The organism is Arsenicicoccus dermatophilus, assembly GCF_022568795.1.
Taxonomy (GTDB): domain Bacteria; phylum Actinomycetota; class Actinomycetes; order Actinomycetales; family Dermatophilaceae; genus Arsenicicoccus; species Arsenicicoccus dermatophilus.
The window spans coordinates 204,002-229,685 of the sequence record NZ_JAKZHU010000001.1 but is presented as its reverse complement, the minus strand read 5'-3'; the positions used below and the strand labels follow the sequence as shown (position 1 = coordinate 229,685).

At 70.2% G+C, this 25,684-nt stretch carries 23 protein-coding genes and 2 pseudogenes; 7 read left to right on the top strand and 18 right to left on the bottom strand.

From position 1 onward, the window contains the following. Positions 1 to 62: 62 nt before the first annotated feature. Positions 63 to 1,601 (top strand): amino acid permease, encoded by a 1,539-nt coding sequence (locus MM438_RS01080; protein WP_241449698.1) that lies wholly within the window; start codon positions 63 to 65, stop codon positions 1,599 to 1,601. A 97-nt stretch (positions 1,602 to 1,698) separates the two neighbouring features. On the opposite strand, the gene MM438_RS01075 is transcribed toward MM438_RS01080, so the two are convergent. After that, positions 1,699 to 2,028, bottom strand: coding sequence for a hypothetical protein (locus tag MM438_RS01075; protein ID WP_241449691.1), 330 nt, complete (start codon positions 2,026 to 2,028; stop codon positions 1,699 to 1,701). Positions 2,029 to 2,272: 244 nt separating this feature from the next. Between MM438_RS01075 and MM438_RS01070 the strand changes: the two genes are divergently transcribed. Beyond that, positions 2,273 to 3,106 (top strand): HAD family hydrolase, encoded by an 834-nt coding sequence (locus tag MM438_RS01070; RefSeq protein WP_241449689.1) that lies wholly within the window; start codon positions 2,273 to 2,275, stop codon positions 3,104 to 3,106. Here MM438_RS01070 and MM438_RS01065 read toward each other — a convergent pair. Then, positions 3,063 to 3,950 (bottom strand): LysR family transcriptional regulator ArgP, encoded by an 888-nt coding sequence (locus MM438_RS01065; protein WP_241449688.1) that lies wholly within the window; start codon positions 3,948 to 3,950, stop codon positions 3,063 to 3,065. The two genes, MM438_RS01070 and MM438_RS01065, sit on opposite strands and share 44 nt — an antisense overlap. A 52-nt stretch (positions 3,951 to 4,002) precedes the next feature. Between MM438_RS01065 and MM438_RS01060 the strand changes: the two are divergent. Continuing rightward, a pseudogene (locus MM438_RS01060) lies at positions 4,003 to 4,601 on the top strand (LysE/ArgO family amino acid transporter). 73 nt (positions 4,602 to 4,674) lie between these two features. Further along, complete coding sequence (locus tag MM438_RS01055) at positions 4,675 to 5,760, top strand: threonine aldolase family protein (protein WP_241449687.1); 1,086 nt, start codon at positions 4,675 to 4,677, stop codon at positions 5,758 to 5,760. 115 nt (positions 5,761 to 5,875) lie between these two features. Here MM438_RS01055 and efeB read toward each other — a convergent pair whose 3' ends face one another. The 6 genes and pseudogenes from efeB to ligD (MM438_RS01030) all read right to left on the bottom strand — a co-directional run bounded on the left by efeB (position 5,876) and on the right by ligD (MM438_RS01030) (position 11,125). Further along, entirely contained in the window at positions 5,876 to 7,144 is a 1,269-nt protein-coding gene (gene efeB / locus MM438_RS01050; protein WP_241449686.1) for an iron uptake transporter deferrochelatase/peroxidase subunit, read from the bottom strand. Next, on the bottom strand, positions 7,144 to 8,319 hold the full coding sequence (efeO, locus tag MM438_RS01045) for an iron uptake system protein EfeO (RefSeq protein WP_241449684.1): 1,176 nt from the start codon (positions 8,317 to 8,319) through the stop codon (positions 7,144 to 7,146). The genes efeB and efeO overlap by 1 nt, the downstream gene beginning before the upstream one ends. After that, positions 8,316 to 9,164 (bottom strand): iron uptake transporter permease EfeU, encoded by an 849-nt coding sequence (efeU, locus tag MM438_RS01040; protein ID WP_241449683.1) that lies wholly within the window; start codon positions 9,162 to 9,164, stop codon positions 8,316 to 8,318. The genes efeO and efeU overlap by 4 nt, the downstream gene beginning before the upstream one ends. Before the next feature lie 141 nt (positions 9,165 to 9,305). Beyond that, positions 9,306 to 9,632 carry a non-homologous end-joining DNA ligase LigD gene (ligD, locus tag MM438_RS01035; RefSeq protein ID WP_241449681.1) on the bottom strand — a complete coding sequence of 109 codons (327 nt, stop codon included), beginning with the start codon at positions 9,630 to 9,632 and terminating at the stop codon, positions 9,306 to 9,308. 73 nt (positions 9,633 to 9,705) lie between these two features. Further along, a pseudogene (gene ligD / locus MM438_RS16575) lies at positions 9,706 to 10,059 on the bottom strand (non-homologous end-joining DNA ligase LigD); the annotation flags it as partial. Positions 10,060 to 10,183: 124 nt separating this feature from the next. Further along, positions 10,184 to 11,125: a non-homologous end-joining DNA ligase gene (ligD, locus tag MM438_RS01030; protein WP_241449676.1), complete on the bottom strand. Its 942-nt coding sequence runs from the start codon at positions 11,123 to 11,125 to the stop codon at positions 10,184 to 10,186. A 68-nt stretch (positions 11,126 to 11,193) separates the two neighbouring features. On the opposite strand from ligD (MM438_RS01030), the gene ku reads away from it, so the two are divergent. From ku to MM438_RS16895, 3 genes are all read left to right on the top strand, one after another. Continuing rightward, positions 11,194 to 12,162: a non-homologous end joining protein Ku gene (gene ku / locus MM438_RS01025; protein ID WP_241449663.1), complete on the top strand. Its 969-nt coding sequence runs from the start codon at positions 11,194 to 11,196 to the stop codon at positions 12,160 to 12,162. A gap of 1 nt (position 12,163) precedes the next feature. After that, a complete protein-coding gene (locus tag MM438_RS01020) occupies positions 12,164 to 13,027 on the top strand; it encodes an Fpg/Nei family DNA glycosylase (RefSeq protein WP_241449648.1) in 864 nt (287 codons plus the stop codon). A gap of 468 nt (positions 13,028 to 13,495) precedes the next feature. Next, on the top strand, positions 13,496 to 14,002 hold the full coding sequence (locus MM438_RS16895; RefSeq protein ID WP_407568237.1) for an alpha/beta hydrolase: 507 nt from the start codon (positions 13,496 to 13,498) through the stop codon (positions 14,000 to 14,002). A 12-nt stretch (positions 14,003 to 14,014) separates the two neighbouring features. On the opposite strand, the gene MM438_RS01010 is transcribed toward MM438_RS16895, so the two are convergent. The 10 genes from MM438_RS01010 to MM438_RS00965 all read right to left on the bottom strand — a co-directional run bounded on the left by MM438_RS01010 (position 14,015) and on the right by MM438_RS00965 (position 25,429). After that, positions 14,015 to 14,839 carry a hypothetical protein gene (locus MM438_RS01010; RefSeq protein ID WP_241449646.1) on the bottom strand — a complete coding sequence of 275 codons (825 nt, stop codon included), beginning with the start codon at positions 14,837 to 14,839 and terminating at the stop codon, positions 14,015 to 14,017. 55 nt (positions 14,840 to 14,894) lie between these two features. Then, the gene (locus MM438_RS01005) at positions 14,895 to 16,337 is read right to left on the bottom strand and encodes a DUF1501 domain-containing protein (protein WP_241449644.1); all 1,443 of its coding nucleotides are present in this window, start codon (positions 16,335 to 16,337) and stop codon (positions 14,895 to 14,897) included. Between the two features lie 9 nt (positions 16,338 to 16,346). Then, positions 16,347 to 17,897 carry a DUF1800 family protein gene (locus MM438_RS01000; RefSeq protein ID WP_241453231.1) on the bottom strand — a complete coding sequence of 517 codons (1,551 nt, stop codon included), beginning with the start codon at positions 17,895 to 17,897 and terminating at the stop codon, positions 16,347 to 16,349. A 201-nt stretch (positions 17,898 to 18,098) separates the two neighbouring features. Beyond that, the gene (locus MM438_RS00995) at positions 18,099 to 18,599 is read right to left on the bottom strand and encodes a YdcF family protein (RefSeq protein ID WP_241449637.1); all 501 of its coding nucleotides are present in this window, start codon (positions 18,597 to 18,599) and stop codon (positions 18,099 to 18,101) included. A 41-nt stretch (positions 18,600 to 18,640) separates the two neighbouring features. Beyond that, positions 18,641 to 20,179, bottom strand: coding sequence for an alpha/beta hydrolase family protein (locus MM438_RS00990; protein ID WP_241449623.1), 1,539 nt, complete (start codon positions 20,177 to 20,179; stop codon positions 18,641 to 18,643). A gap of 242 nt (positions 20,180 to 20,421) precedes the next feature. Further along, a complete protein-coding gene (locus tag MM438_RS00985; RefSeq protein WP_241449621.1) occupies positions 20,422 to 21,402 on the bottom strand; it encodes a GDP-L-fucose synthase family protein in 981 nt (326 codons plus the stop codon). Then, on the bottom strand, positions 21,402 to 22,451 hold the full coding sequence (gene gmd / locus MM438_RS00980; protein WP_241449615.1) for a GDP-mannose 4,6-dehydratase: 1,050 nt from the start codon (positions 22,449 to 22,451) through the stop codon (positions 21,402 to 21,404). The genes MM438_RS00985 and gmd overlap by 1 nt, the downstream gene beginning before the upstream one ends. A gap of 31 nt (positions 22,452 to 22,482) precedes the next feature. After that, the gene (locus MM438_RS00975; protein ID WP_241449606.1) at positions 22,483 to 23,754 is read right to left on the bottom strand and encodes a glycosyltransferase; all 1,272 of its coding nucleotides are present in this window, start codon (positions 23,752 to 23,754) and stop codon (positions 22,483 to 22,485) included. Next, positions 23,751 to 24,899 carry a glycosyltransferase gene (locus tag MM438_RS00970; RefSeq protein ID WP_241449604.1) on the bottom strand — a complete coding sequence of 383 codons (1,149 nt, stop codon included), beginning with the start codon at positions 24,897 to 24,899 and terminating at the stop codon, positions 23,751 to 23,753. Before MM438_RS00970 ends, MM438_RS00975 begins: the two co-directional genes overlap by 4 nt. Next, a complete protein-coding gene (locus MM438_RS00965) occupies positions 24,896 to 25,429 on the bottom strand; it encodes a DapH/DapD/GlmU-related protein (RefSeq protein WP_241449602.1) in 534 nt (177 codons plus the stop codon). Before MM438_RS00965 ends, MM438_RS00970 begins: the two co-directional genes overlap by 4 nt. Positions 25,430 to 25,684: the final 255 nt, after the last annotated feature.

The window sequence follows — 25,684 nt, the reverse complement described above, 5'->3', positions numbered from 1 at the left end:
TCCATGCGTTCGGACATGGTCTGCGACTCGATGCCGCGCCGCACACCCCACAAGGAGACCGGATGAGCCTGTTCCGCACCAAGTCGATCGAGGCGTCCATCGCCGAGACGACCGAGGAGGAGTACCTCCTCAAGAAGAACCTCACGGCCCTGGACCTCACGGTCTTCGGCATCGGCGTGATCATCGGCGCCGGCATCTTCACCCTCACCGGCCGCGCCGCGGCGAACTATGCCGGGCCGGCCATCGTGATCTCCTTCGCGGTCGCTGCCCTCGCCTGCGGCCTCGCGGCCCTGTGCTACGCCGAGTTCGCCTCCACCGTTCCGGTGTCCGGCTCGGCCTACACCTTCTCCTACGCCACGCTCGGCGAGATCGTCGCGTGGATCATCGGCTGGGACCTGCTCCTGGAGATGATGCTGGGCGCCTCCGTCGTCGCCCAGGGGTGGTCGCAGTACTTCGTGACCTTCCTCAAGCACATCGGCATCACCTTCCCCGAGTCCGTGGCCCCCGGGGCGACCTTCGACCTGGCGGCCTTCCTGCTGATCATGGTGATCACCGCGCTGATCGCCTACGGCATCAAGGAGTCCATGCGGGTCAACCTGGTCTTCGTGGCGATCAAGCTGTTCATCGTCATGTTCGTGATCGTGATGGGCCTGCGCTTCATCAACACCGCCAACTACTCCCCCTTCATCCCGCCGGCCCACGCCACCGAGGCCACGTCCGGCACCCTGAAGGCCCCGCTCGTGCAGCTGCTCTTCGGTCTCAACCCGACGACCTACGGCTGGGGCGGCATCCTGGCCGGCGCCTCGCTGGTGTTCTTCGCCTACATCGGCTTCGACGTGGTCGCGACCACCGCGGAGGAGGCCCGCAACCCGCAGCGCGACCTGCCCATCGGCATCATCGGCTCGCTGATCATCTGCACCATCCTCTACATCGCCGTCTCCCTGGTCATCACCGGCATGGTCCACTACGACCAGATCAACCCCAAGGCCGCGCTCGCCTCGGCCTTCGAGTCCGTCGGGCAGTCCTGGGCCGCCACGCTCATCTCCGCCGGCGCCGTCGCCGGTCTGTTCACCGTGGTCATGACGCTGATGATCGGCAGCACCCGCGTGATCTTCGCGATGTGCCGCGACTGGCTGCTCCCCGCCTCGTGGGGCAAGACCAGCCCCAGGACCGGCACCCCGGTGCGGATCACCCTGGCGCTCGGCCTGATCGTGGCCCTCGTCGCCTCCCTCACCCCCATCGGCGAGCTGGAGGAGATGGTCAACATCGGCACCCTGTCGGCCTTCGTCCTGGTCTGCTGCGCGGTCCCGGTGCTGCGCAAGCGTCGCCCCGACCTGGAGCGGTCCTTCAAGGTCCCCGGCAGCCCGGTGCTGCCCTACCTCGCGGCCATCACGTCGTTCTACCTCATGCTCAACCTGCCCCTCGAGACCTGGATCCGGTTCCTGGTCTGGATGGCCATCGGGTTCGTCATCTACTTCGCCTACTCGCGCAAGCACTCCCGCCTGCACGTGATGGGCGAGGCGGCCACCCCGTCCGAGCACATCGGCAACCCCGCCGTCGGCGGTCGCTACGACGCCCACGGGTCCACCCGGCAGGACTGATCGCTGCGGTCCGCAGTCCGTCCGCACGCACGAGGAGCCTCGCACCCGATCTCGGGTGCGAGGCTCCTCGCCGTCCGTGGCTCCGGGGACCGATGGCTCAGCTGCCGTGGCTGTGGCCGGCGGCAGGACCCTGGCCGGGCAGCAGCTGCCCCTGTCGGCCCTGGCTCTGCTGACTCTGGCCCTGCCGGGTCTGGGACCAGCCGTCCTGAGCCGGTATGCCGGGGAGGTGGTCGGTCCCGTCCTGCTGCTGCCCCCGCCCGGCCTGGTCCAGGGGCAGGTCCCGGGTCGCGGGCGTGGTCGCCGGGGTCGCGGCGCCGCCCTGGGCGACGGCGATGCCGCCGACGGCCGCGGCGACGCCGAGTCCCGTGCCGGCCAGGACCGCGGTGGCGGTGCGGATCGAGGACCCGCCGCGGGTGGTCGCGCTCATGGTGTCGTCTCCTTGTCGTGCGATCGGGGTGATGGTGCGCATGAGCTCTCCTGAGGTAGGTCGGGATGCGGGTGGGTCGCGGGGTGCTCGTCGGAGGGCCTCTCGGCTCTGGTCGAGGGCGGGGGCGCTGCCGACGTACGGTCGGTCGTCCCCGGGTGGTGGCACCATGTCACCGCCGCGCACTGTGCCGCTGCCCAGGTGTCGCTGTCCCGCTCCCGTGAGGGCAGCTGTGGGAGATTGGGGCATGAGCTCCTGCCCGCGCGTCTTCGCCACCGACTTCGACGGGACCCTGCTGCGCAGCGACCACACCCTGTCCGCGCGGTCGGTCGCCGCCATCTCGGCCGCGGAGTCCGCGGGCTGCCTCGTCGTGGTGGTCACCGCGCGACCGCCCCGCTGGATGGACGAGTTCCGGGCGCAGGTGGGCGCGCACGGGCTGGTGATCTGCGGCAACGGCTCGTTCGTGTACGACGCGCACGGGGGCACCGTGGTCGAGGAGCACCCGATCGACCGGGCGACCGTGTTGGAGGTCGTCGGGCTGCTGCGGGCGGCGCTGCCGGGCACGGCCTTCGCGCTGGAGGGACGCTCGGGCATGGCCGCGGAGGACGCCTTCGTCGCCATACCGGGACCGTCCGGGGAGCCGGTGCGCGACACCCGCCGCGTGGGGCCGCTGGAGACGCTCCTCGACGAGGAGCTGCCCGGCAAGCTGCTGGCGCGGCACCCGGCGACGGCGCTGGACGAGTTCCTGGTGCGCGCGGCCGAGGTCGTCGGGGACCGGGTGCAGCTGGCCTACTCCGGGGCGCCCGGCCTCGCCGAGATGACCGCCCGCGGGGTCACCAAGGCCGTTGCGCTGCAGCGCTGGTGCGCCGAGCACGGGATCCAGGCCGGGGACGTGTGGGCCTTCGGCGACATGCCCAACGACATCCCCATGCTCGCCTGGGCAGGGCGCGGCTATGCCGTCGGCAACGCCCACCCGCAGGCCGTCGCCGCGGCGTCGCACCGGTGCGGGCGCAACGACGAGGACGGCGTCGCGCAGGTCATCGAGGAGGCGCTGCGGCAGCGGACCGCACCCACCCGCTGAGCCGGTCCAGCACGGGCGAGTCGATCCGCCAGCGCTGCCAGTGCAGGGGCACGCGCACGTCGTGCCCGGGGGCGACGGCGACGAGACCCTGGTCCGCCAGGGCGTCCGGGCCGCGGCCCAGCTGCTGCACCGGGAGGGCGCCCCACCCGAGGCCGAGCCGCACCGCCTGGGCGAAGTCCTCGGTCGACGGGACCTGGTGGACCAGCGGCGGGTCCGCGAGCCCGAGCCGTCGCAGCACGTCGTGCTGCAGCCGGTCCTTGTCGTTGAAGGTGACCATCGGCAGCCCCGACAGGCTGCGGCCGTGGCGCTCCCACAGGCCGATGGCCGCCACGGGGACATAGCGCGCAGCGGGCAGCGGCTCCACCGAGCAGCCCTGCACGGCCACCGGATCCGCGGTCACCGCCGCGAGCACCCGCCCGGCGCGCAACAGCTCGGCGCTGTGCCCCTGGTCCTCGACGCGCAGCTCCAGGGCCACGTCGCCCGCCTCCGCCACCAGCCGCAGCAGGTCACGCCCCCAGGTGGCGAGGGAGTCGGCGTTGATCGCGACCGGCAGGGTGGGCGTCCGGCCGTGGGGCTCCAGGGCGGCGCGGGTCTCGGCCTCGAGCAGCTCCAGCTGTCGGGCGTGCCGCAGCAGGACCTCCCCGGTGGGGGTGGCCCGGCAGGGGCGGGTGCGCTGCACGACCACCTGCCCGATCCGGGACTCCAGCGCCTTGATGCGCTGGCTCACCGCGGACGGCGACACGCCGAGCACGTCCGCGGCGCCCTCGAAGGAGCCCTCGGTCACCACCGCGAGCAGTGCTGACAGCTGGGCCGGATCGCCATACATGAAGGACCCCTTGGTCAACCGAAGAAATCATCGTTGGACTTCATCATGGTGCCTCCCTAGCGTTCTCGTCATGCTCAGCCCCGCGCTCACCGGCCTGCTCACGGGTCTCGGCCTCATCGTCGCCATCGGCGCGCAGAACGCCTTCGTGCTGCGCCAGGGGATCGTCCGGCGGTATGTCGGCGTCGTCGTCACGATCTGCGCGCTGTCCGACGCGGTGCTCATCCTGGCCGGCGTGGCGGGGGTGGGCGCCCTGATCACGGCGCACCCCACATCGTCACGGTGGCGCGATGGGCGGGCGCGATCTACCTGGTGCAGTTCGGGATCCGCACCGCGCTGGCCGCCCGGCACCCGCAGGCGCTGACCGCGGACGAGCGCGGGGTGGGGTCGCTGCGCGCGGCGGTGCTCACGACGCTGGCCTTCACCTGGCTCAACCCGCACGTCTACCTGGACACGGTGGTCATGCTCGGGTCGCTGTCGGCGACGCACGGGGCGCAGGGCCGGTGGTGGTTCGGGCTGGGCGCGACGTGCGCGTCGATCCTGTGGTTCACCGGGCTGGGCCACGGCGCGCGGTGGCTGCGGCCCGTCTTCGCCCGCCCGCGGTCCTGGCAGGTGCTGGACCTGGTCATCGCCGCGGTCATGATCACCCTCGGCCTGTCCCTCCTGCTGTGACCTGCCGCCGGTCGTCGGACCAGCCTGCCCGACCAGGCCCGGCGAGACCGACCGCCGCCGGTAGGTTGGCGGCATGGACAGGCTGCACGACACCGGACGGCGCGGGTTCGCGAGCGACAACTACGCGGGGGTCCACCCCGAGGTGCTCGACGCGCTGGCCACGGTCAACGGCGGGCACGTCGGGGCCTACGGCGCCGACCCCTACACCGCGCACCTGCAGACCGTCGTGCAGCGCCACTTCGGCGAGCAGGCCTCGTGCTGGCCGGTGTTCAACGGCACCGGCGCCAACGTCGTCGCCCTCTCGGCGATGACCGACCGCTGGGACGCGGTCATCGCCACCGGGCACGCCCACATCCACACCGACGAGTGCGGCGCCCCCGAGAAGGTCGCGGGCATCAAGGTCGTCACCGTCCCCACCGCCGACGCGATCATGACGCCGGCGCTGCTGGACCGCGAGGCCTACGGCTTCGGCTTCGAGCACCACGCCCAGCCCCGCGTGGTCAGCCTCACCCAGTCCACCGAGGTCGGCACGGTCCACTCCCCCGACCAGGTCCGGGCGCTCGCCGACCACGCGCACGCGCTCGGGATGCTCGTCCACCTCGACGGCGCCCGGATCGCCAACGCCGCTGCGGCGCTGGGCGTCTCGCTGCGAGAGATGACCACCGACTGCGGCGTCGACGTGCTCTCCCTCGGCGGCACCAAGGCCGGCCTGATGGGCGCCGAGGCGGTCGTCGTGCTCGACCCCGACGCGGTGCGCCGCATGGACTTCGTGCGCAAGCTGTCGATGCAGCTCGGATCCAAGATGAGATTCCTGTCCGCCCAGCTCGTCTCGTTGTACGACGGCGACCTCTGGCTGCGGTCCGGGGAGCGCGCCAACGCGATGGCCCGCCGGCTCGGGGACGCCCTCGACGGGGTCGCCGGGGTGCGGGTGACCCAGCAGGTCGCGGCCAACGCGGTCTTCGTGATGATCCCGCCCGAGGTGACCGTGCGGCTGCAGGCCCGCTATCCCTTCTACGTCTGGGACGAGGCGACCGGCGAGGTGCGGCTGATGTGCTCGTGGGACACCACCGAGGCCGACGTCGACGGTTTCGTGGCGGCGCTGCGGGAGGAGCTGGCCCGGTCCGAGCCCGACCAGGAGTTCTCCACCAGCCTCGGGTGAGCCTGCGCGGGACGCCCTGGGCTCGAGCCGACGTCGCTCGGACCGGGCAGACGTCGTATGCCGATCGGCGGCCGTGGTCGTCCGCGGTCGCCGACCGGCCTGGCCCCCTGATCGGTCAGGACGCGAAGAGCGCCTGGCCGACGTGCTCGCCCGGGCGGATGCCGGGCGGGACGGCGAACAACGCGGACCCGCGGTGCTGGAGGTACTCCTGCAGGGCGTCCTCACGGGCCATGCGGGTCTGCATCGGGACGTACTGCTTCAGCGGGTCGCGGACGTAGGCGATGAAGAACAGGCCGGCGTCGATGCGCCCGAGGTCGTCCGAGCCGTCGGTGTAGTTGTATCCGCGCCGCAGCATCTGCACCCCGCCGTTGCGGCTCGGGTGGGCGAGGGCGACGTGGGAGTCCGCCGGCACCAGGGGCTTTCCGCCGCGACCGGCCAGGGCGAAGTCGGGCTGCGAGTGCTCCTTGCCGCCGGACAGCGGCGCCCCCTCGCGGCGGTCCCGGCCGATGATCTGCTCCTGCTCGCGCAGCGAGGTGCGGTCCCAGGTCTCGAGGTTCATGGCGATGCGGCGGGCGACGAGGTAGGACCCGCCGGTCAACCACGCGGCGCGCGGGTCGTCCCCGGCCCCCACCCACAGGTGGGCGTCCAGGGCAGCGGGCTCCTCGGCCTTGAGGTTGGCCGTGCCGTCCTTGAAGCCGAAGAGGTTTCGCGGCGTGGACTGGCTGGTGGAGGTGGCCGAGGTGCGGCCGTAGCCGAGCTGGGACCAGCGCAGCGAGACCACGCCCATGCCGATGCGGGCAAGGTTGCGGATGGCGTGCACGGCCACCTGCGGGTCGTCGGCGCAGGCCTGCACGCACAGGTCGCCGTCGCTGCGGCGGGGGTCGAGCGCGTCCCCGGGGAAGTGCGGGAGACGGCGCAGCGCGGCGGGCTGCCGGGCGGCGATCCCGAAGCGGTCGCGCCCGGCCGCGTCGCGGAACAACGTCGGCCCGAGGCCGAAGGTCAGCGTCAGCCGGGAGGCGTGCAGGTCCTGGGCCTCGCCGGAGTCGTTGGGAGGTGCATCGTAGGACGTCGGGTCGCCGCCGACCGGCCGCCCCGCGGTCAGCTCGGCCGCCGCCGCGGTCCACGCGGTGAGCAGCGCCACCAGGTCCGCGCGGTCGGTCGTGACCACGTCGAAGGCCGCGAAGTGGAGCCGGTCCTGGGCGGGCGTGACGATGCCTGCCTGGTGAGCCCCGTGGAAGGGATAGGAGTCCGGCGCCGCGGGGCCCGCGGCCGGGTCCTGGGCGCCGGAGGCGCTCGCCATACCCCCGGCGAAGCCCGCGGCCCCGACCGCTGCCGAGGCCGCACCCCACCCGAGCAGCCCGCGGCGAGAGAGCTTCTCGGCCATCAGACCACCGCCGCCGTCAGCCGCGACAGCGGCTCGGAGAGCGCGTTGACCGCGTCGGACAGAGCCTTGACCTGGGGCTTGGTGAGCTGGTCGTAGCCGCGGAAGCCGGCCCCGACCTTGTGCTCGTCCAGCTCGGCCTGCAGGGCCTTGAAGCGCAGCTGCAGCTGGGCATCCAGGCCCGGGTCCTTGCGCTTCAGCAGCGGGCGCAGGCCCTCCCAGGCGACGCGGGCGCCGTCGACGTTGGCCTGGAAGTCCCACAGGTCGGTGCGGGACCAGATCTCCTCCTCGCCGGTGACCTTGCCCGTGGCCACCTCCTCGAGCAGGCCCTTGGCGCCGTTGGCGATCTGGTCGGCGGTGAAGGTCATGGAGCGGGTGCGCCTGTGCAGGGTCTCGGTGTCCTTGACCAGCTGCGCCGCGACCTGGGCCCGGCGGGCGGGGGTGAGCGGGGTGTAGCCGGTGCGCGGCGGCCACAGGTCCTTCTCGGCGACGTGCCAGCCGGTCCACTGCTGTCCGGGCTCGAGGTCGGCCTCGCGGGCATCCATCCGCGGGTCGAGGTCGCCGAAGGACTCGGCGACGGTCTCGATCCGCTCCCAGTGGGTGCGGGTGGGGGCGTAGAGCGCGCGAGCCGTGGCCACGTCGCCCTTGGCGAAGGCCGCGGCGAAGGCGCGGGTGCCCTCGAGCAGCTGGTCGGTCTGGTCCTTGACGTAGCCGGCGTACTGCTTGTCGGCGGCGGCGACGAGCTCCTTGTCGGCCCCCTGCGCGCCGAGGTCGGCGCCGGAGTCGGTGACCGTGAAGGCCGACCGGATGCCCTGGCCGACCATGCCCGGCTTGCAGGCGGTGGAATAGCTCCCGGCCGGGACCTTGGCGACCAGGTCGCGGGTCAGGCCGGGACCGATGTTCTCCACCTCGGCGACGATGCGCAGGCCGTCCGACCCGAGCAGGTAGAACTCGGTGACCTTGGTCCCGGCGTTGGTCACGGTGAACCGCAGCGTCCCGCTGGGGGCCTGGGCCGCCGAGACGCGGCACTCGGTGTCCGTGGAGGTGACGGTGAGGGTGCCCGGTGCCGCACCGCCGGAGGTGCCGGCGGCCTGGCTCGTGCCGGGGTTGTCGGTGCACGCGGTGAGGGCGAGCGCGGACAGCGCGAGGACGGTGCCGGTGGCGGCGAGGCGGGTCATGCGCAGGCTCCCTGACCTATGGCGGACGGCGCGGGCTCGCGCAGCCGCAGGACGAACATCGCCATCACGGGCAGGACGTAGGCCAGCCACGCGGCCACCTCCAGCACGGTCATGGCGGGCGAGAGGTTGAGGACGCCCTTGATCACGGTGGCGGCCCAGCCGGACGGCTCCAGGACGTGGCTCACGTCGAAGGCGAGGGTGTGCAGCCCGGGCAGGATGCGGGCCTCCTGCAGGTCGTGGACGGCATACGCCAGCACGCCGCCGGCCACGAGCACGAGGAAGGCTCCGGTCCAGCGGAAGAACGCGCCGAGGTCCAGGCGCAGGGTCCCGCGGTAGACCCCGACGGCCAGCGCCACGGCGGTCAGCAGCCCCAGCAGGGCGCCGAGCAGCGGGGCGGTCGTGGAGGCGTCGTCGCGGGCGGCGGCCTGGGTGGCGGCCCACAGGAACAGCGCGGTCTCCAGGCCTTCACGGCCGACGGCCAGCATGGCGACGAGCACCAGCCCGCCCCGGGCCCCCTCGGTGGCCCGGTCGACGGCGCCCTTGAGCTCGCCGGACAGCGCCCGGCTGTGGGCCGCCATCCAGAAGATCATCCAGGTCACGAAGGCCACCGCGACGATCGACAGACCCCCGCCGATGGCCTCCTGGGCCTCGAAGGTCAGCCCCTTGGGGCCATAGGTCAGCAGGGCCCCGAAGGCCAGGGAGATACCCACGGCCGCAGCGACACCCGCCCAGACGCGAGCGAGCAGGTGCCGGCGTCCGGACCGCACGAGGTAGGCAGCGAGGATGACCACGACGAGCGAGGCCTCCAGCCCCTCACGCAGTCCGATGAGGTAGTTGGCGAGCATGACATCCCCTCGGTAAGGCCGACCTAATCAAGGGAAGGCTAACCTACAGTGACCATGGTGGCGACTCGGAGGAGCCGCGCCCGTGGCGTCCTCGGGACGCCGGCACCGCGGCCACGTCGAGCCCCGGGCGGGCCCGCGCCCTCAGGGCAGCCGGGACAGCGCCTCGGCCAGCCCCACCTGCTCCAGGGCCGCCTCCCCCGCGGCCGCCGCCTCGACCTCCGGCCACTCCCGCGGCGCCGCCACGGTGGGCCACCGGTGCCTGCCGCGCAGCGACCACGGGCAGATGGTCGTCCTGGCCGCGGTGTTCTGGCTCCAGTCGAGGAGGACCTTGCCGAGCCGCCTGGCCTTGGCCGTCGAGGACACCACCAGGTCGGCGTGCGACTCCTCCAGCGCGAGCGCCAGGCCGTGCGCCAGCTCGCGCACCTGCTCGGCGGGGTGGGTCCCCGGCAGGGCGGCATACAGCTGCATCCCCCCTGGACCCGGACGTGACCGGTCGCACCTCGCGAAGCCCCATGCCCGCCAGCAGCTCTCGCACCGCGAGCGCGACGACCGAGCACTCACGCAGGCCGGTCCCGGGGCCGGGGTCGAGGTCGACGACGAGCCGGTCCGGCGGCAGGATCGCGCCGGCCTCGTCGACCCGCCACTGCGGGACGTGCAGCTCCAGCGCCGCCACCTGCCCCAGCCAGGTGAGCCCGGCGACCGAGTCGACGAGCGGACAGGTCACCCGCTCGCGGCCGCGCGAGGAGCCCGGCGTGTCCACGACGACGGTGCGGATCCAGTCCGGCATCCCGCGGGGCGCGTTCTTCTCGTAGAAGGACTCCCCGCCCGTCCCCGACGGCCACCGCAGCCGCGTCAGCGGACGCCCCGCCAGCTCGGGCAGCAGCAGCGGCGCCACGGCGTAGTAGTAGCCCAGCACCTCGGCCTTGGTCGTGCCGGTCTCGGGATAGAGCACCTTGTCCAGCGAGGTCAGGCGCAGGCTGCGGCCCTCGACCTCCACGGTCACGTCGGCGGCGGGCACCTCAGCCCTCCTGTGCCGTCAGGTCGTCCGGGCCCAGGTCGGTGCGGACCCCGAGGTATGCCGGCTGCCGCAACCGCCCGCCGGCCCCCCGCCCGAGCGAGCGCACCTCGACGACCACCTCGGGTCGCACCCAGCGCGCCCCGACCGCGTCCTCGCGCGCCAGCGGCTCGGCGAAGGGTGGCTCGTCCGCCGCCAGCGGCCCGAGGAGCGCGCGGAGCGTGTCGCCCGCGGCACCCGCGAGCCCCGACCCGACCCGCCCGTCGAAGCGCAGGCCGCCCGCTCCCGGGGTCCCCACGAGCACGGCGCCGAGCCGGTCCCGGGTCCCCGTCTCCGGGCGCCACCCGCCCACGACCACCGAGCGGGTGGCACGGTGCGGGAGCTTGAGCCAGTCGCGGCTGAGCGTCCCCGGCCGGTAGGTCGAGGAGCAGCGCTTGGAGACCACACCCTCCAGGCCCTGGACGCGCGTGGCCTCGTGCAGGGCCGCGCCGTCGGCATACACCTCGGGGACGAGCCAGGGGCCGGCGACGGCGGGCAGGTCGAGCCGCTCCAACAGCTCGCGACGCACCGACCAGGGCTGGTCGACGATCTCGTGACCCGCGACCCGCAGGACGTCGAAGACGACGTAGGTGATCGGCCGGTCCGCCGCGAGCGCCGCCGCCGTGACGGCCGAGGCGACGTGAATCCGCTCGGCCAGCAGTCCGAACGACGGGCGTCCCCCGTCGAGCGCCACGACCTCGCCGTCAAGGAGCACGTCCGTGCCCAGCCCGCCGAGAGCCGCCAGCTCGGGGAATCGGACCGTGGCGTCCGCACCCGAGCGGGCGCTCAGCCGGACGGCACCGTCCGCCACGGACGCGAGCACCCTCATGCCGTCCCACTTGACCTCGTGCACCCATGCGGGGCCCACCAGCACGTGGGTCGCAGCGGTGGCGAGCATCGGACGCATACCTCATCGTGACGGCTGGGTATGCGTCACGCTAGGTAGACACCCCATCACGTTGCGAGGAGACCGCCATGCGGGCGATCTGGAAGGGGGCCGTGTCCTTCGGGCTGGTCACCGTGCCGGTGCGGCTCTACACCGCCACCGAGAACCACGACCTGAAGTTCCACCAGGTGCGCAGGCCCGACGGCAGCCGGGTCCGCTACAAGAAGGTCGCCGAGGCCGACGGCGAGGAGGTGCCCTCCTGCGAGATCGTCAAGGGATACGACACCGCCGACGGCAGGACGGTGATCATCACCGACGAGGAGCTCGCCGCGCTGGACTCCAGGAGCGCCAAGGAGATCTCGGTCGAGAAGTTCGTCCCTGCCGACCAGATCGACCCGCTGCTGCTGGACAGGTCCTACTACCTCGAGCCGGACAAGACCGCGGTCAAGCCCTATACCCTGCTGCGCGAGGCGCTCGCGACCACCGACCGGATGGCCGTGGTCACGGTGTCGGTGCGCGCCCGACTGTCGATGGCGGTGCTGCGGGTCCGCGAGGATGTCATCGTGATGCAGACGATGCTGTGGCCGGACGAGGTCCGCGAGCCGGCCTTCGACGAGATCCCCGAGCCCACCCAGCGCGAGGTCGCCATGACCGACCTGCTCATCGAGTCGATGGTCGACGACTTCGAGCCCAACGGCTACGAGGACGACTACCACGCGGCCGTGCAGGCCCTCGTGGAGCGCAAGCTCGCGGGCGGTGAGGTCCAGGCGGCGCCCGCAGCCAAGGACGGGAACGACGGCGAGGTCGTGGACCTGCTTGCGGCGCTGCAGCGCTCGGTCGACCGGGCCAAGGCTGCCCGGGGCGAGCAGCCCGACGCGCAGGACGCCGGGGCGCAGGGCTCCGGGTCGGACTCCGAGTCAGGCTCCGGGGACGACGCGGCGTCCGCCCGGACCTCGACGCGGAAGTCCGCCAAGGCAGCCACCGCCAAGAAGGCTCAGGCCGCCAAGACCCCGGCCAAGAAGGCCGCGGCCAAGCGGGCCCCCCGCAAGGCCGGCTGAGATGCCCGAGGGTCACACCATCCATGCGCTGGCCGGGCGGCTGTCCCGGACGTATGCCGGAAAGCCGGTGCGGGTCACCAGCCCCCAGGGCCGGTTCGCCGAGTCGGCGGCCCTGCTCGACGGCGCCACCGTCGTGGGCGCCCAGGCGGCCGGCAAGCACCTGCTCGTCGAGCTCACCGGTGACCGCTGGCTGCACGTCCACCTCGGCCTCATCGGCAACTTCGCGGTGGAGGCGGTCGCTCCCGGCATACCTCCGCAGGAGCACCCGGTGCAGGGCGAGGTGCGACTGCGGCTGACCTCGGACACGCACGTCGCCGACCTGCGTGGGCCCATGGTGTGCGCCCTGGTCACCCCCGAGGAAGCCGCCGCCGTGGTCGCCCGCCTCGGACCCGACCCGCTGCGTCCCGACGCCGACCCCGAGCCCGCCTGGGCGCGGATCACCCGCTCCCGCAAGACGATCGCCGAGCTGCTCATGGACCAGGCAGTCGTCGCCGGGGTCGGGAACGTCTATCGCTGCGAGGTGCTGTGGCGGCTGCGGCTCGACCCCTTCCGCCCGGGCCGCGAGCTGCGCCGCAGTTCCTGGGACGCCATCTGGGCCGACCTGGTGCGGCTGCTGCCGCTCGGCGTGGCCTACGGCCAGATCCTCACCCTGGAGGAGCAGGTGCTCGACGCCGAGGCCCGCCTGGCCGCGGGCGAGGTCCCGCCCGACCTGACCGGCCGCCACCTCGGCACGAGCTTCCCGCGGGAGTTCGCGACCTACAAGCGCACGGGTCTGCCCTGCCTGCAGTGCGGCTCGCGGATCCGGCAGCAGCGGGTGGGTGGGCGCGAGCTGTACTGGTGCGGCCGCTGCCAGCGCCGCCGCTGACCCGCTCGGGCCCCGCCCAGCCACCGTGCGCGGGTGCGTTGTCGCCCGACATAGGCTGCACGCATGAATCGGCGCTTCCTCCTGCAGCTTGCTGCCGTGGCGGGCATGGGAACCGCGCTCCAGGCTTGTGACTCTGGACCTCATCACCCGGGATCCACGTCCTTGGACCGATCTACCGATCAGCCGGCACCGACCGCCAAGGGCATGACCACGGTGTCCAGAGGCGGACATTCCTCGACCAGGGCCCACACCGGCGTCGAACAGGGCGTGTCCTATGCCGACGGAGCGTTTCCCTCGAAGCACATGCGTGGAGCCCAGGTCCCGTGGTTGGTCCTTTACCCACCTGGTCATGGACCTGGAGATCACCTCCCTGTCCTCATCACCTTGCACGGGACCGGGGGCAACCAGGGCACTCCATGGTTGCTCCGGTGGCCCGAGACATCGCGGCTTCTTCTGCAGGAGGGGCAGATGCCCTTCGCCTGCGCCGGGGTCAAAGGTGGAGATACGTGGTGGCGCCCGCATCCCGACGGCCTCGACAGTGCCGCCATGGTCTCGGACGAGCTGACTGCCGAGCTCGAGCGCCTCAACCTCGACGTCTCTCGTCCCGCCCTCTACGGATATTCCATGGGCGGTGTGGGGGCCATCTACCTGGCCGAGAACACCTGGCGGGGTCGTCTTTCCAGTGTCGTGATCGCCAGCACACCCTTCTTCTCGTCCTACGACGAGAGCATGGGGGCATACGGCTCGGCCGCCGAGTTTGCTGCCTACGAGATCCGATCACGGTGGGGAAACCTGCAGGGTACGCCGGTGCGTGTCGACATCGGGGATCGCGATCCGTTTCTTCAGCAAAACACGAGCTTCTTGGCTCCAGCTCGTCCCTCTCCTGAGCTGCACATCCGGCCAGGAGGCCATGACCCGGCATTCTGGTCGGGCGTAGCCCTCGAACAGCTGCGGTTCGTCGCTGCTCACCTCTGACACCCGACGATGTCAGAGGTGGGCGTCCTGCGCGTCGAGCTGATCCGCCTCATCCTCACCGCGGAGCAACCACAAGGCACCTGTGAGCGCCATCGCGAGCCCCACGAAGACCTGCACCAGCGACCCGGGCCTGGTTCGCTCCCCCAGCAGCAGCACCCCGAAGGCCGCAGGAAACACCGTCGCCATGCCGTAGTTGCAGCCCAGCACCGGCGCTGCGTGGCCCCGCGCCAGGCCCTTGGTGAGGTGTGCCTGACCCAGGGCCATGCCCGCCAGCACGAGGACCCCGGCCACCCAGCTGGCCAAGGGCAGCTCCCAAAACTTCCAGAGGGGATGCGCGGAATCACCGATGAGCAGCCGCGCGCAGATGGCGGAGAAAGAGAACCCAAAGCCCGAGAGCAACCCGTTGACCACAGGTCCGCCCGACAGCCGGAGGGCTGCCGCACACCCGATGGCACAACCAACCAGCACCCAGAGGTGTCCGGGCTCGATCGATGGCGGGGGCCCCGGAACGGTGACGAGTCCCAGGACGGCAGTCCCGATCACCACTCCAGCCACCGCCAGCACGTCTGTCCGGCGAAGACGCCGCGTGCCCTGAACATGCTGTATGAGGGCAGTCACCGCCAGCGCGGCAGTCACACAGGTCTGAACCAGCAGCAAGGGCAGGAAACGCCGCGCAAAAATTGTGAACAGAAAGCCCGCACCCTGGAGACCGGTACCGATCCACCAGCTAGACGACCGGAGGGCGCCTCCCTCGGCACGAGACCCTCTGTGCAGGCGCGCCCCGGACCACCCGTACGAGAGGACTCCAAGCACCAGCATGGCGACGGCGATGATCACCCCGCCACGCTACCTTGCCCCGACCATGCTGCCTGACCTCGCGGGTAGCGCGAGGTCAGGCGATTCCGAGCGCCTCGCCGGGCGTGAACCCAGGGAACACCGTGCCAAGATTTCTGGCGTTGCCGAGCTGGTTCCCGACGATCTCACTCAGCACCTGGCGGTAATCGGTGGTGACGGGCAAATCCCCTAGTGGAAGGTGATCGGGAGCAAGGCTCGGCATCGCTCCGTAGACCCGGCCACCGTGGATGCCCCCACCGAGCACCATCATGAGTCCCCCATGACCGTGATCGAATCCGAGCGAACCGTTCTCCTGGACGCGGCGGCCAAACTCGCTCATGGCGATCACCGTAGTTCGGGACCAGAGGTCGCCGAGAGCAGCTCGGAAAGCCACCAACGAGCCAGCCAGAACTCGGCTCTTGCGCGCGAACCAGTGGTCCGACTGATCGGCTCGACCAGCGTCATGGTGCATGTCCCAGTCGTTGAAGTCCACGCATGCGACCTCCAGGCCCTTGCCGGCGCGGGCCACCCGCGCTATGTCGCGCAGGCCTGCCATGAAGGCATCGTCATGCCGGTCGGCGCGAACAGGGAAACTCGCGGCGCTCACCGGAGGGGTGGAGGTACGCGCCTGCCGCAAGGACTCCAGCGCACCGAACATGGTGGAACCCTTGGCTGCAGCGGGGCCACCAGCGCGGGAATACATTCCGGCAAGCGCTTCCGTGACGCCTCCCATTCGCTTGTGAAGATCGTCCGTCGCGAGGTCGAACGAGCCAAGATCTGCCATGGCCACCGTGTCGAACGCGGTGGTCGTCAACGACATCGCCACCCGGGGGCCACGCGTGATGGCCCGCAACGTACCAGTGGAGGAGCTGGACGTCTGCAGATGCCGGGCCAGCCACCCAGAGCGCATGCTCGCCGGCGCGGCATGTTCCACGAGGGCCTGATCCTCGAAGTGGGAGCGACTCACCTGGGGGTGCCCCGCGCCCACGACGATCGCAAGTTCACGAGCGTCGTACATCGGCTTGAGCGCTCGCAGGTTGGGGTTCATGCCATAGGTGGCATCCAGCATCACAGCCTGTTCGGGACGCAGAGCGAGGACGGGGCGGTTCTTCCCCAGCATCGGGTCATGAACCGGGGCCACGGCGGAGAGCCCGTCTACGCCACCCCGGAGGAAGATCACCACGAGCAACTGGCCTGAACCACCCGCCGCAAAGGAATACCGCGGGGTCGCGGCCGGGGAGACCAAGGCTCCGAGGCCCGCTACCGCGCCCTGCAGAACGGCACGGCGGCGAATTCTCGGCCCGTCACGCAACTGGTCCGATTCCGCGAGGGACGCGACAGGGCGATGACGTGCGACATAGGCATCGGCCTCTGCCGGGCCCGCCACCCGCGACCCCTGCGCCGTGTGCAGGACCAGGCCATCGAGGCGACCGTCATGGTGGTGGAGCGGAGTTACCAAGTCTTCGTGGAGGAGGTACTCAAAGCGTCCGGGCGTCGTCATGGAGAGACCTCATCGCAAGAAGGAGTAGGGGCTGGCGAGAACCAGATGGACGGCCTCAGGAAGATCCCAGGTCAGGTTTCCGTCACTGACCCGGTCCTGTGGAGTCGCGGGTCGTTTCAGCCCCGACCCCAGAAGGGAAGCGATCGGAGCGAGGTCCCGGTCCGGCCAGGAATACCCCGTCAGGCTCAGCGTGATCTTTCGAGCGGTGTCGATCACCGGCGCCCCCGGAGTAAGCCCGAGAGTCGCACGCCAGTCCGGATCGGCGGATCGGCGGTCCCACCGCCAGGCCACGCCGGCGAGCGCGTTGGAGACGGCGAGCAGCGTAGAAGTCCCGGCCCATGACGGCTGGTCGTCCGCGTAGCCATCGACGAATGCTGCGTCGCGGGGCAGTTCGCCTGCATCCTCGTACCATCCAGCCAGCGATCCCATGTCCCAGGAATTCACCTCCATGGGCACCGGGGGGACATATTCGCACGAGTTCCCTGAGCGAAGCGCTCGGCCGATGACCTCACGTGGCCGAGCCCACTTCTGCCCGACGCTCCCCCAGAACTCAGGATGAGCAAACAGAGCCCGCACCACGGGGGTCAGTGCCGTGTCGTTGTCGAGATACACCTTGGCCAAGGCCTGAACCAGGGACTCGGACGGCGCGTCACTGACGAACCTGACAGCGAGACGGAGGGCGATGCGTCGAGCAGTCATGGGATGACGCGCGAGATGCTCCAGATAGGCCTCGACCACGGGCGGGGCGACGGCCGAACGTCCCGCGACGCGGGGATTGGGGTGCGTGAAGGTCATCACCTTGACCGGGCCCGCAGCATGCTGCTCGCCCACGAACGCGAACGTTCCGGACGCGTCGTCCACGCCCAGACCGGTCAAGATGCGGCTGGAGGACTGCACGTCCTGCTCGGTGAATTGCCCCCGCCCCACCGAGTACAGTTCGAGGATTTCGCGTCCGAGATTCTCGTTGGGATTTCCTGCGATATTGACATTGTTGTCCAGGAAGACGAGCAGAGCCGGACTGGTCACCGCGGCCCGGAGCATGTCGGCATACCGCCCAAGGGCGTGCTTGCGGATGACATCACGATCATAGCCGAGCACATGAGCTGCCGCCTTGGACCGCCACGGAACAAAGAGGAAATCACCCCAGAAGTCGCACATGCTGTCGAAGAGCACACGATTCGTAAGCACGGGTCGCCGGAGCAAGCTCTGAGCCAGCACGCCACCGGCGTAGTAACTCCGGTTTCCTGAGGCACGGATAACCTGAGGATAGGAATAGTCGAGCCATGAGTAGTGGGCGGCCCTCACCCTCTCCCACTCCGAGTCCGAGATAGCAGTGTGATTCAGTTGAGCCTCCAGCCAAGCCTGTGGTCCAAGCCTCTTGATCTCCGCAGCCAGACGGAAGGTCGGCGCCTGGGCCACCCGCCGCGCCAGGTGCCATTCAGGCGTGGTCACCAGAGGCAGCCCGGGAGCGAACGGCGAGGTCGTGGTGGCTGGAACCGTATACGGGGCAGACGTTCGGACCTGGCGCCCCGGGGTGGCCGACGGCACGACAGGCGTCATCGCGGGGGCAGGGCTCATCCGCCGCACGGGCCAGATACGCAGCGACTTCAGCCATCGGTCGGGGAGGTGGGAGCTAGGCACGGGTGACCTCAAGATGGTGGGGGGCAACTGGGCCCACCCTCTCCCGGGGCCCCCGAAGGTACTAGTAGCTTTCACTCATAGGGCCCCCACCGCGGACTCCATCTCACTCTAAATATATGGTCAGCAACTCGGAGTGACCAGTAATTTGAGTAGTCCCGCGGTATGACGCGCAAACATCGAGGTGGGATCGTATCCCTCCTCGTGCGCAAGCACCATTACCCTACCTGGGAAGCACCTGGAGATCAGGACCCTCGCCCTCAGGACCTGAGGACGGAAGGTGATCACCTGGAGCGTGGACCAGCCGCGTCGTCGCGCCAGCGCCGCCACTCCACGGGCCTCTCCCTGGGTGTTGGCCGGGTCCGGATCGAAGCAGATGACCTCGTACGGCCGAGAGACTTCCTTCTGGCAGAGGTCCGGAAGGCGATTCAGATCAGCTTCGTGCGCCGAGATCACGAGGGTGCGGGCGGCTCCACTTCGCATCAATGACTCCGCGTGAGACGTACGCTCCATGACGGATGGGCCCAGCACGACCAGCGCATCTGACCGACCAGCCTCGTCCGTCTTGGGGCAGAAGATCACCACCAGGTCGACGATCAGCAGCACCACCGAGATCGCTGCCACCCATCGGAGCATCACGCGAGCGAACGGCGGGAGCCCTCCCGTCATGGCACCACATGGGCCAGGGTGTCAAGCACCCTCATCCTGGCGCTGTGCGCGAGCAGTGAGTGGTCGAGATCTGCCCACCTCGAGACGTGCACCTGCCGACGCCCGGCTCGTAGACGGTCAAGCGACTCCATCCCGTGCACGTCGTTGAAGTGGGCGTCGGCCTGCAGTCCGAAGTGCAGATCCACCACGGTTCCCGGGGGGAGTGCGTGCAACATCTGATACGGATACTCCGCCTGGCCACACCTAGCCAGCAGACGCCGTGCCCGGAGTGGGCGCCGACGAGCTACCTCGCGCATCCTCTTCAACCGCTCCTTGACCGCGGTGCGGATCCCCGGCCTGGCCACCGCCGCTCCTTCTTCCGGACTGGCGGGGCTGGCCGGTCGTTCCGCGAGGAACCTCTTGAGCATCGGGTCGCGGAAGAACCTGCCGATGAAGTCGAGATTCTCTACCCATATGACGTTGTCGAATGCCACCAGGCGGTCGAGGAACTCGATCGTACCCGCTCGCAGGAATAGCCAGGCACCCACGCACAGCCCTACCCCTGCTACGGGCGCGGAGGTTATCGATCGCAGATAGCGGATCGATTCGACGACATCGTCCACAGCCTCCTGGGAGTAGGGGATCGGTTCGACGGGCGCCCGGTGGTCCAGGTGAACTCCCAGAGAGCGCCGTTCTGCGCGCAGGCAAATCGCTCCAGATGCAGCAGCGCGGTGTGCCGCCTCCGTCCAGAGACCTGAGGGTCCGTCGAGAGGCTCACCTCCAGCGCTGGTGAAGTCGAGGGCGATGACAGGTTCCCGGAGAGGCTGGGACAAGATCGCATGCAGACCGTGCGGTCCGACACGGACGAAGCGGTCCAGGACGCGCGTTCCAGAAACGTCCACGAAGGCCTCCGCCACAGGAGACCAGTTCGCCAGAGGCTTCACAGGGCCCTCACCGAGCGCATCGATGAGTTCGTCGATGGCACTCAGCGGCACGCGAGCGTACCGCGGCGCCGAGAAGTAGAGCCGCTCCGCCTCATCGCGGTCCTGTTCGGTCCGGATGAGGGTGCCAGGTCGCAGGTCGTCGGGGCGAGGAGCCTTCACCGTCGCCAGAGACCGGGCCTGGGCAGGGGTGAAGAAGGAGCCGCTGAGCTCTACTCCTTCGTCGAGACCGGCGACCGGAATCCCGATGCTCAATGCGCGTAGTTTCTGGTGGAGCCGAAGATATGCCTTACCCCCGACGGGCTCCCACAAGATCGTCTTCCCTGACACGGGCGCACCGTGGTGATGGACCAGGGAGGCTCCCAGACGAAGGCCGATGGTGGATACGGGCAGTCCACCGGACAGCTGGAGGGCGAGGTCCTGCGCCTGCTGCAGGTCCTCCGACCAGACTTCGACGGGCGAGACATCCTTCCCCAACGGGGCGGAGTCGCCGGTGCCCCGCCAGTCGAAGCGGACGCTGGCAAAGCCTCGTTCGGCAAGGCGAAGACCGAGAATGTGCAGCGCCCGCCACGACGTCACCGCCTCTCGTCCGAGGCTCGGCGCCAGAACAACCACCCCACGTGCCTCACCCGCGGGGCGCTGGACCCAGGCAGCTACCGGGTGGCCTGGTGCTCCGATCCACGTCGGGTCCCCTCTGCCTGCCATAGAACTCCTCCTTGTGAACGCCAAGCACATGCGTGGCCTGCCCCGTTGCTGTTTCCGTTCCTCACCTGAACGGGTCTCGGGGAGTCTCGCGGACCAGGTGAGGTTCCGTGAGGGCGCCTGGGATCGACATCGGCATCGGCGATGATGGCACCTCAGGATCGGCGGTCCCCCGCGTGCTCGCGGTACCACTCGACGGTGGACCGCACACCTTCCTCGAGCGGCACCCGGGGCGCCCAGCCGGAGGCCTGGAGGGTGGAGACGTCGAGCAGCTTTTGCGGCGTCCCGTCGGGCTTGGAGGTGTCCCAGGTGATCTCGCCCTGGTAGCCCACCGCAGCCGCGACGAGGCCGGCCAGCTCCTTGATCGTCACGTCCTCCCCGGTGCCGACGTTGACCTGGCCGGGCCCGTCGTAGTGCTCCATCAGGTGCAGACAGGCGGCGGCCATGTCGTCCACGTGCAGGAACTCGCGCCGCGGGGACCCAGAGCCCCAGTTCGTGACGCTGGGGGCGCCGGCCGCGGCAGCCTCGTCATACCGCCGGATCATGGCGGGCATGACGTGGGAACCCTGGGGGTCGAAGTTGTCCCCCGGTCCGTAGAGATTCGTCGGCATGGCCGAGATCCAAGCCTTGCCGTACTGCCGCCGGACCGCTTGCACATGCAGGATGCCGGCGATCTTGGCGATCGCGTAGGCATCGTTGGTCGGCTCCAGGTGGCCGGTCAGCAGCGAGTCCTCCCGGATGGGCTGCTCGGCGAGCTTCGGATAGATGCAGGAGGAGCCGAGGAAGAGCACCCGCTCAACGTCGTGCTCCAGAGCAGCATCGAGGACGTTGACCTGGATCCGGATGTTCTCGGAGAGGAAGTCGACGGGGTAGGTGTTGTTGGCCATGATCCCGCCGACCTTGGCCGCCGCCAGGAAGACGTAGCGCGGCTTGTTCTCGGCGAAGAACGCAAAGGTGGCCTCACGATCCTTGAGGTCGAGCTCCGAGGAGGCCCGTCCTGCGAGGTGGGTGAAACCTTCCGCCTCCAGGTGCCGCCAGATGCCGGAGCCCACCAGCCCTCGGTGGCCGGCGACATAGGTGACTGCCTCGCGGTCGAGGGGGCCTGGGGTGTACTCCACCCCGTCCGACGCGCGCATCAGGCGGTCACCCCCGGGATCGGGGCGCCGGTGCCACGGGTGGTCGGGGTGTCGATCCACGGGCGGCCAGCAGCCTCGAGGGCCTGGATGTCGGCGTCGACCATGATCCGGGCCAGCTCAGGGGTGTGAACCTGCGCTTCCCAGCCGAGCTTGGCCTTGGCCTTGGACGCGTCGCCGATGAGGGCGTCGACCTCGGTGGGGCGCAGATAGCGCTCGTCGAAGCGGACGTACTTCTCCCAGTCGAGGCCGACGTGCTGGAAAGCCATGGCGAGGAAGTCCTTGACGGTGTAGTCCTTGCCGGTGGCCAGAACGAAGTCCTCTGGCTCGTCGACCTGCAGCATGCGCCACATGCCTTCGACGTACTCCGGGGCATAGCCCCAGTCGCGGATCGAGTCGATGTTGCCCATGTAGAGGTAGTCCTGCGTGCCCGCCTTGATGGCAGCGACCGCGCGGGTGATCTTGCGGGTCACGAAGGTCTCTCCGCGACGCGGGGACTCATGGTTGAAGAGGATCCCGTTGACCGCGAACATGTCGTACGCCTCGCGGTAGTTCTTGGTGATCCAGTACGAGTACAGCTTGGCGGCGCCGTACGGCGAGCGGGGGTAGAAGGGCGTCTCCTCGCCCTGCGGAGGCGGGGTGGCGCCGAAGAGCTCGGAGGTGGATGCCTGGTAGAAGCGCGGCCGCACGCCGGCCACACGGATGGCCTCGAGCAGGCGGATGGTGCCCACACCGGTCGTGTCGGCGGTGTGCTCGGGCTCGTCGAACGACACCCGGACATGGGACTGCGCAGCGAGGTTGTAGACCTCGTCCGGGTTGATCTCGCCGACCAGCGTCACCAGGCGGGCACCATCACTGAGGTCGCCGTAGTGGAGGAAGAGCTTGGCCTTGTCCTCGTGGGGGTCCACGTAGAGGTGGTCGATGCGGTGGGTGTTGAAGGTAGAGGCGCGACGGATCAGGCCATGCACCTCATAGCCCTTCTCGAGGAGGAGCTCGGCGAGGTAAGAGCCGTCCTGGCCCGTGATCCCCGTGATGAGAGCCTTCTTGGTCATGTCTTGCCTTCCGGATGGGTGATGCTGCACGTCAGCTGGATCGAGGACGAAGGAGGGAGGTGATGTGGTGCCGGCCGCCGATGGTCAGGCCCTGCAGCCATCGTGAGAACCCGGCGATGGCGGCGTCGGCGGCGAGGTTCGCCGCTGCGAAAGCGGCCGCCGAGCGGCCGTGCTCCGCGGCGCGGTCCGGGTCCGCGACGACGGACTCGACAGTCTCCAGCAGCAGGGCGGGGTCTCCGGCCGGAATGATCGGCCCGGCGCCGGCTGCGGTGACCTCGTCGGCGCACGAACCCTCGACCGAGGTGGCAGCCACGACGGGACGACCCACCCGGAAGTACGACGTCAGCTTGCTCGGGACCGCCATCTCCTTGACGCCGGCCTTCTCGTTGACGAGGAGGACGTCCGCAGCCTCGAGCGCTGCCCGGAACTCGCCGTCGGGCAGCGCCGGCGCGAATCGCAGATTGGCGCAGCCCCGGCCGAGCTCCTCGAGTCTGCTGCGCTGGTTGCCGTCGCCGACGAGGACGAAGATCACGTCCGAGCCGCGTCTCTCGGCCTCCCGAGCTGCTTCGACGACGTTCTCGAGGCCCTGCTTTGCCCCCATGTTGCCGGCGTGGAGAGCGATGGGACAGTCCCCGTCACCCGTGAGCTGCGTGCGCATCTGCGCCACGTCCACCCCATGCGGATCCGTCCGCAGGTGGGCCCAGTTGCGGTTGACCGCGACCCTGGCAGGGTCCACGCCCACCTGGTCGACGACATAGCGCCGGAAACGCTCGTGGATCACCGAGACTCCGTCCGCCAGGCCGAGGACGCCCCGCTCGAGCAGGGTGAAGGCTCGCGCCGCGAGCTTGGCCTTGCCTCCCAGCTCGTTGAGGCCGGTGGAGTACATGTCCTGCACCCACACCGCGCCTCGGGGCCGGGCGGGCGTCAGACGCACCCGAGCCATCGCCAGGCCCGAGGAGATGAGGGCAGGGCTGACGGTCAGCACGACGTCGGGCCGGCCCCAGCCGACGAGTACCGAGTGGATCCCGAAGGTCAGCTCCATGACGGCGCGACCAAGGCCGGGGCCCCCGCTGGTGCTCGGAATGGTGTGCCAGAGGCGGGTGACGGGCACACCGTCCACGATCTCGTCGCGGCGGCGGCCCGTGAAGCCGGTGTAGTTGGTCCACTGCGGATAGTGCGGAATACCCGTGATCACCCGCACCTGGTGCCCCTCCGCGAGGAGCCCTTGGGCAAGGCCGGCTGTGTATGGCGCCGTCCCCGACGGCTCGGGTGCGTAGTTGAGGCAGACGACGAGGATCTTCATCGGGCGCTGTCCTTGATGGCTGGAGGGGTGCTGATGACGTCGGCGTATACTCGCTCGAGCTGCGCTACGACCGGCGCCATCCCCAGCTCGTCGACGATGGCCTGACGCGCCGACCGCCCCGCTGCGACCCGTCGAGCCGGATCGGTCAGGAGGGCGTCCACGGCCTCGGCGACGGAAGCGCCACCGGCCGCGCAGACCGCACCCGCGCGATGGCGCTCGACGATCGGCGCGAGACCGCAGGTATCGGTGATGACGGTAGGGCGCCCCAGAGACATCGCCTCGAGGGCAGACATGGGATAGGGCTCGTCCACCGAGGGCAGGACGTAGACGTCCGCGGCTCGCATGGCGGCACCAGTCTCCTCGGGAGGGAGTGGCCCCTCCCAGACCAGGCGGTCGCCGAGCCCGCTCGCGGCGATCGCCGCGCGGAGCTCGGCACCCTGCCCCTCGTCGGGACCGATCATGCGGAAGGTCGTGTCCGGGTGACGCGGAGCGAGGCGGCGCGCCATCTCCACGAAGTCCAGCGGGTGCTTGCGAGCCTGCACGCGGGCAAGGAACAGGATCTGGGGACCACGTCCCGGACCGGCCGGCAACGCGCTCGGCTCCGGAACGGAGATGCCGTTGCGGAGGAACTCCAGCCGGAGCGGGCTCGCCACCTCCTGGAGGCCGGCTCGTTCGGCGTCGGTGAGGTAGAGGACCCGACCGGCGCCACGGAGGATCCGGCGGGTCATGAGCAGGTCCAGCGCAGGCGCGAGGGGATTGCCCGAGGGAACGACCATGCCATGCGTCTGCACCACGTAGGGGCGGTGTCGCACCAGTGCAGCAGCCCCGGCAGGGAGGGTGACCAGGTCGCGGGCCAGGTGCACGTGCACCACGTCGGCGGTGGGAGCCGTCCGGGCCACGAACGCGGCCAGACCAGGGCTGGCGAGGCCGTGGAAGCTGCCCCGCACCGGGGCGTATGCCGGGAAGAGCCGCACCCTGACTCCCTCGACCTCGTCGGGGACGGGGTCATAACCCCAGCTGCCGGCCGCGAGAACCACCTCGTGCCCTGCCTCGCGCAGCGCCTGGCAGTGGGCGAGTGCCACCCGGGTGGGGCCGCCGTACTCTCCTTGGGGGCTGATCAGGGAGACGACCTGCAGGATCCTCACCGGGCCAGCACCTGTGCGCGAGGGGCGAGCACCCGATCGCCCGGGGGCACGTCCTTCGTGACCAGCGCCGTGGCCCCGACGACCGCGCCCGCTCCGACGGTCACGCCACGCAGCACCGTGGCCCGTGCCGCCACCCATGCTCCGTCCTCGATGCGGATGGGAGCGTTGTCGAACTCGAACGCCGGGTCGTCGGCCTGGTGGCTTCCCGTGCACAGCATCACAGCCTGCGAGATGCAGACGTCGTTCCCGAGGGTGATCGGCTCGAGGTTGAGCAGCCAGGCCCCCACGCCGATCCAACAGTCGTTCCCGATCGCCAGCTTCCAGGGCCAGTGGATCCTGACGTCATGGCGAACGAGGACTCCCTTGCCGATCTGAGCGCCGAAGGCCCTGAGAACCTTGACCCGCAGGCCTGCAGGGACCAGTACCGAACGCAGCAGCGGCTCGGTGACCACCCAGGCGGCGCAGACGGGCAGTGACCGCCCCTTGTCGTACCCGAAGCCGGTGAAGGTGGCCAGGCGGCGGACAGCCATGCATCTCTCCTCGTGGTGTGGGCTCTATCGCGCCGGGTCACCCACTCCCAACGCCCTGTAAGGAGAGTAGACGGACACCGCACCGGCGTTCCGGGGTTCGGACGTGTCACGCGCCATTCGAAACGCTTGACTGCTCTTGGTAGTGGAACCTAACTGGCAGTAGTCATCTTACGAGTGAGCGACAAGTTGTCTTCGGGGCCAGATGTCCATCCGCGGCAACTACCCTGGTGCCGTTGCTAGCCTGCTTCAGAGATT

Excerpts from the sequence above, each read along its gene's own strand:
- MM438_RS01080 (WP_241449698.1), top strand. The coding sequence starts at position 63 with ATGAGCCTGTTCCGCACCAAGTCGATCGAGGCGTCCATCGCCGAGACG.
- MM438_RS01075 (WP_241449691.1), bottom strand. The coding sequence starts at position 2,028 with ATGAGCGCGACCACCCGCGGCGGGTCCTCGATCCGCACCGCCACCGCG.
- MM438_RS01070 (WP_241449689.1), top strand. The coding sequence starts at position 2,273 with ATGAGCTCCTGCCCGCGCGTCTTCGCCACCGACTTCGACGGGACCCTG.
- MM438_RS01055 (WP_241449687.1), top strand. The coding sequence starts at position 4,675 with ATGGACAGGCTGCACGACACCGGACGGCGCGGGTTCGCGAGCGACAAC.
- efeB (WP_241449686.1), bottom strand. The coding sequence starts at position 7,144 with ATGGCCGAGAAGCTCTCTCGCCGCGGGCTGCTCGGGTGGGGTGCGGCC.
- efeO (WP_241449684.1), bottom strand. The coding sequence starts at position 8,319 with ATGACCCGCCTCGCCGCCACCGGCACCGTCCTCGCGCTGTCCGCGCTC.
- efeU (WP_241449683.1), bottom strand. The coding sequence starts at position 9,164 with ATGCTCGCCAACTACCTCATCGGACTGCGTGAGGGGCTGGAGGCCTCG.
- ligD (WP_241449681.1), bottom strand. The coding sequence starts at position 9,632 with ATGCAGCTGTATGCCGCCCTGCCGGGGACCCACCCCGCCGAGCAGGTG.
- ligD (WP_241449676.1), bottom strand. The coding sequence starts at position 11,125 with ATGCGTCCGATGCTCGCCACCGCTGCGACCCACGTGCTGGTGGGCCCC.
- ku (WP_241449663.1), top strand. The coding sequence starts at position 11,194 with ATGCGGGCGATCTGGAAGGGGGCCGTGTCCTTCGGGCTGGTCACCGTG.
- MM438_RS01020 (WP_241449648.1), top strand. The coding sequence starts at position 12,164 with ATGCCCGAGGGTCACACCATCCATGCGCTGGCCGGGCGGCTGTCCCGG.
- MM438_RS16895 (WP_407568237.1), top strand. The coding sequence starts at position 13,496 with ATGCCCTTCGCCTGCGCCGGGGTCAAAGGTGGAGATACGTGGTGGCGC.
- MM438_RS01005 (WP_241449644.1), bottom strand. The coding sequence starts at position 16,337 with ATGACGACGCCCGGACGCTTTGAGTACCTCCTCCACGAAGACTTGGTA.
- MM438_RS01000 (WP_241453231.1), bottom strand. The coding sequence starts at position 17,897 with ATGACGCCTGTCGTGCCGTCGGCCACCCCGGGGCGCCAGGTCCGAACG.
- MM438_RS00985 (WP_241449621.1), bottom strand. The coding sequence starts at position 21,402 with ATGCGCGCGTCGGACGGGGTGGAGTACACCCCAGGCCCCCTCGACCGC.
- gmd (WP_241449615.1), bottom strand. The coding sequence starts at position 22,451 with ATGACCAAGAAGGCTCTCATCACGGGGATCACGGGCCAGGACGGCTCT.
- MM438_RS00975 (WP_241449606.1), bottom strand. The coding sequence starts at position 23,754 with ATGAAGATCCTCGTCGTCTGCCTCAACTACGCACCCGAGCCGTCGGGG.
- MM438_RS00965 (WP_241449602.1), bottom strand. The coding sequence starts at position 25,429 with ATGGCTGTCCGCCGCCTGGCCACCTTCACCGGCTTCGGGTACGACAAG.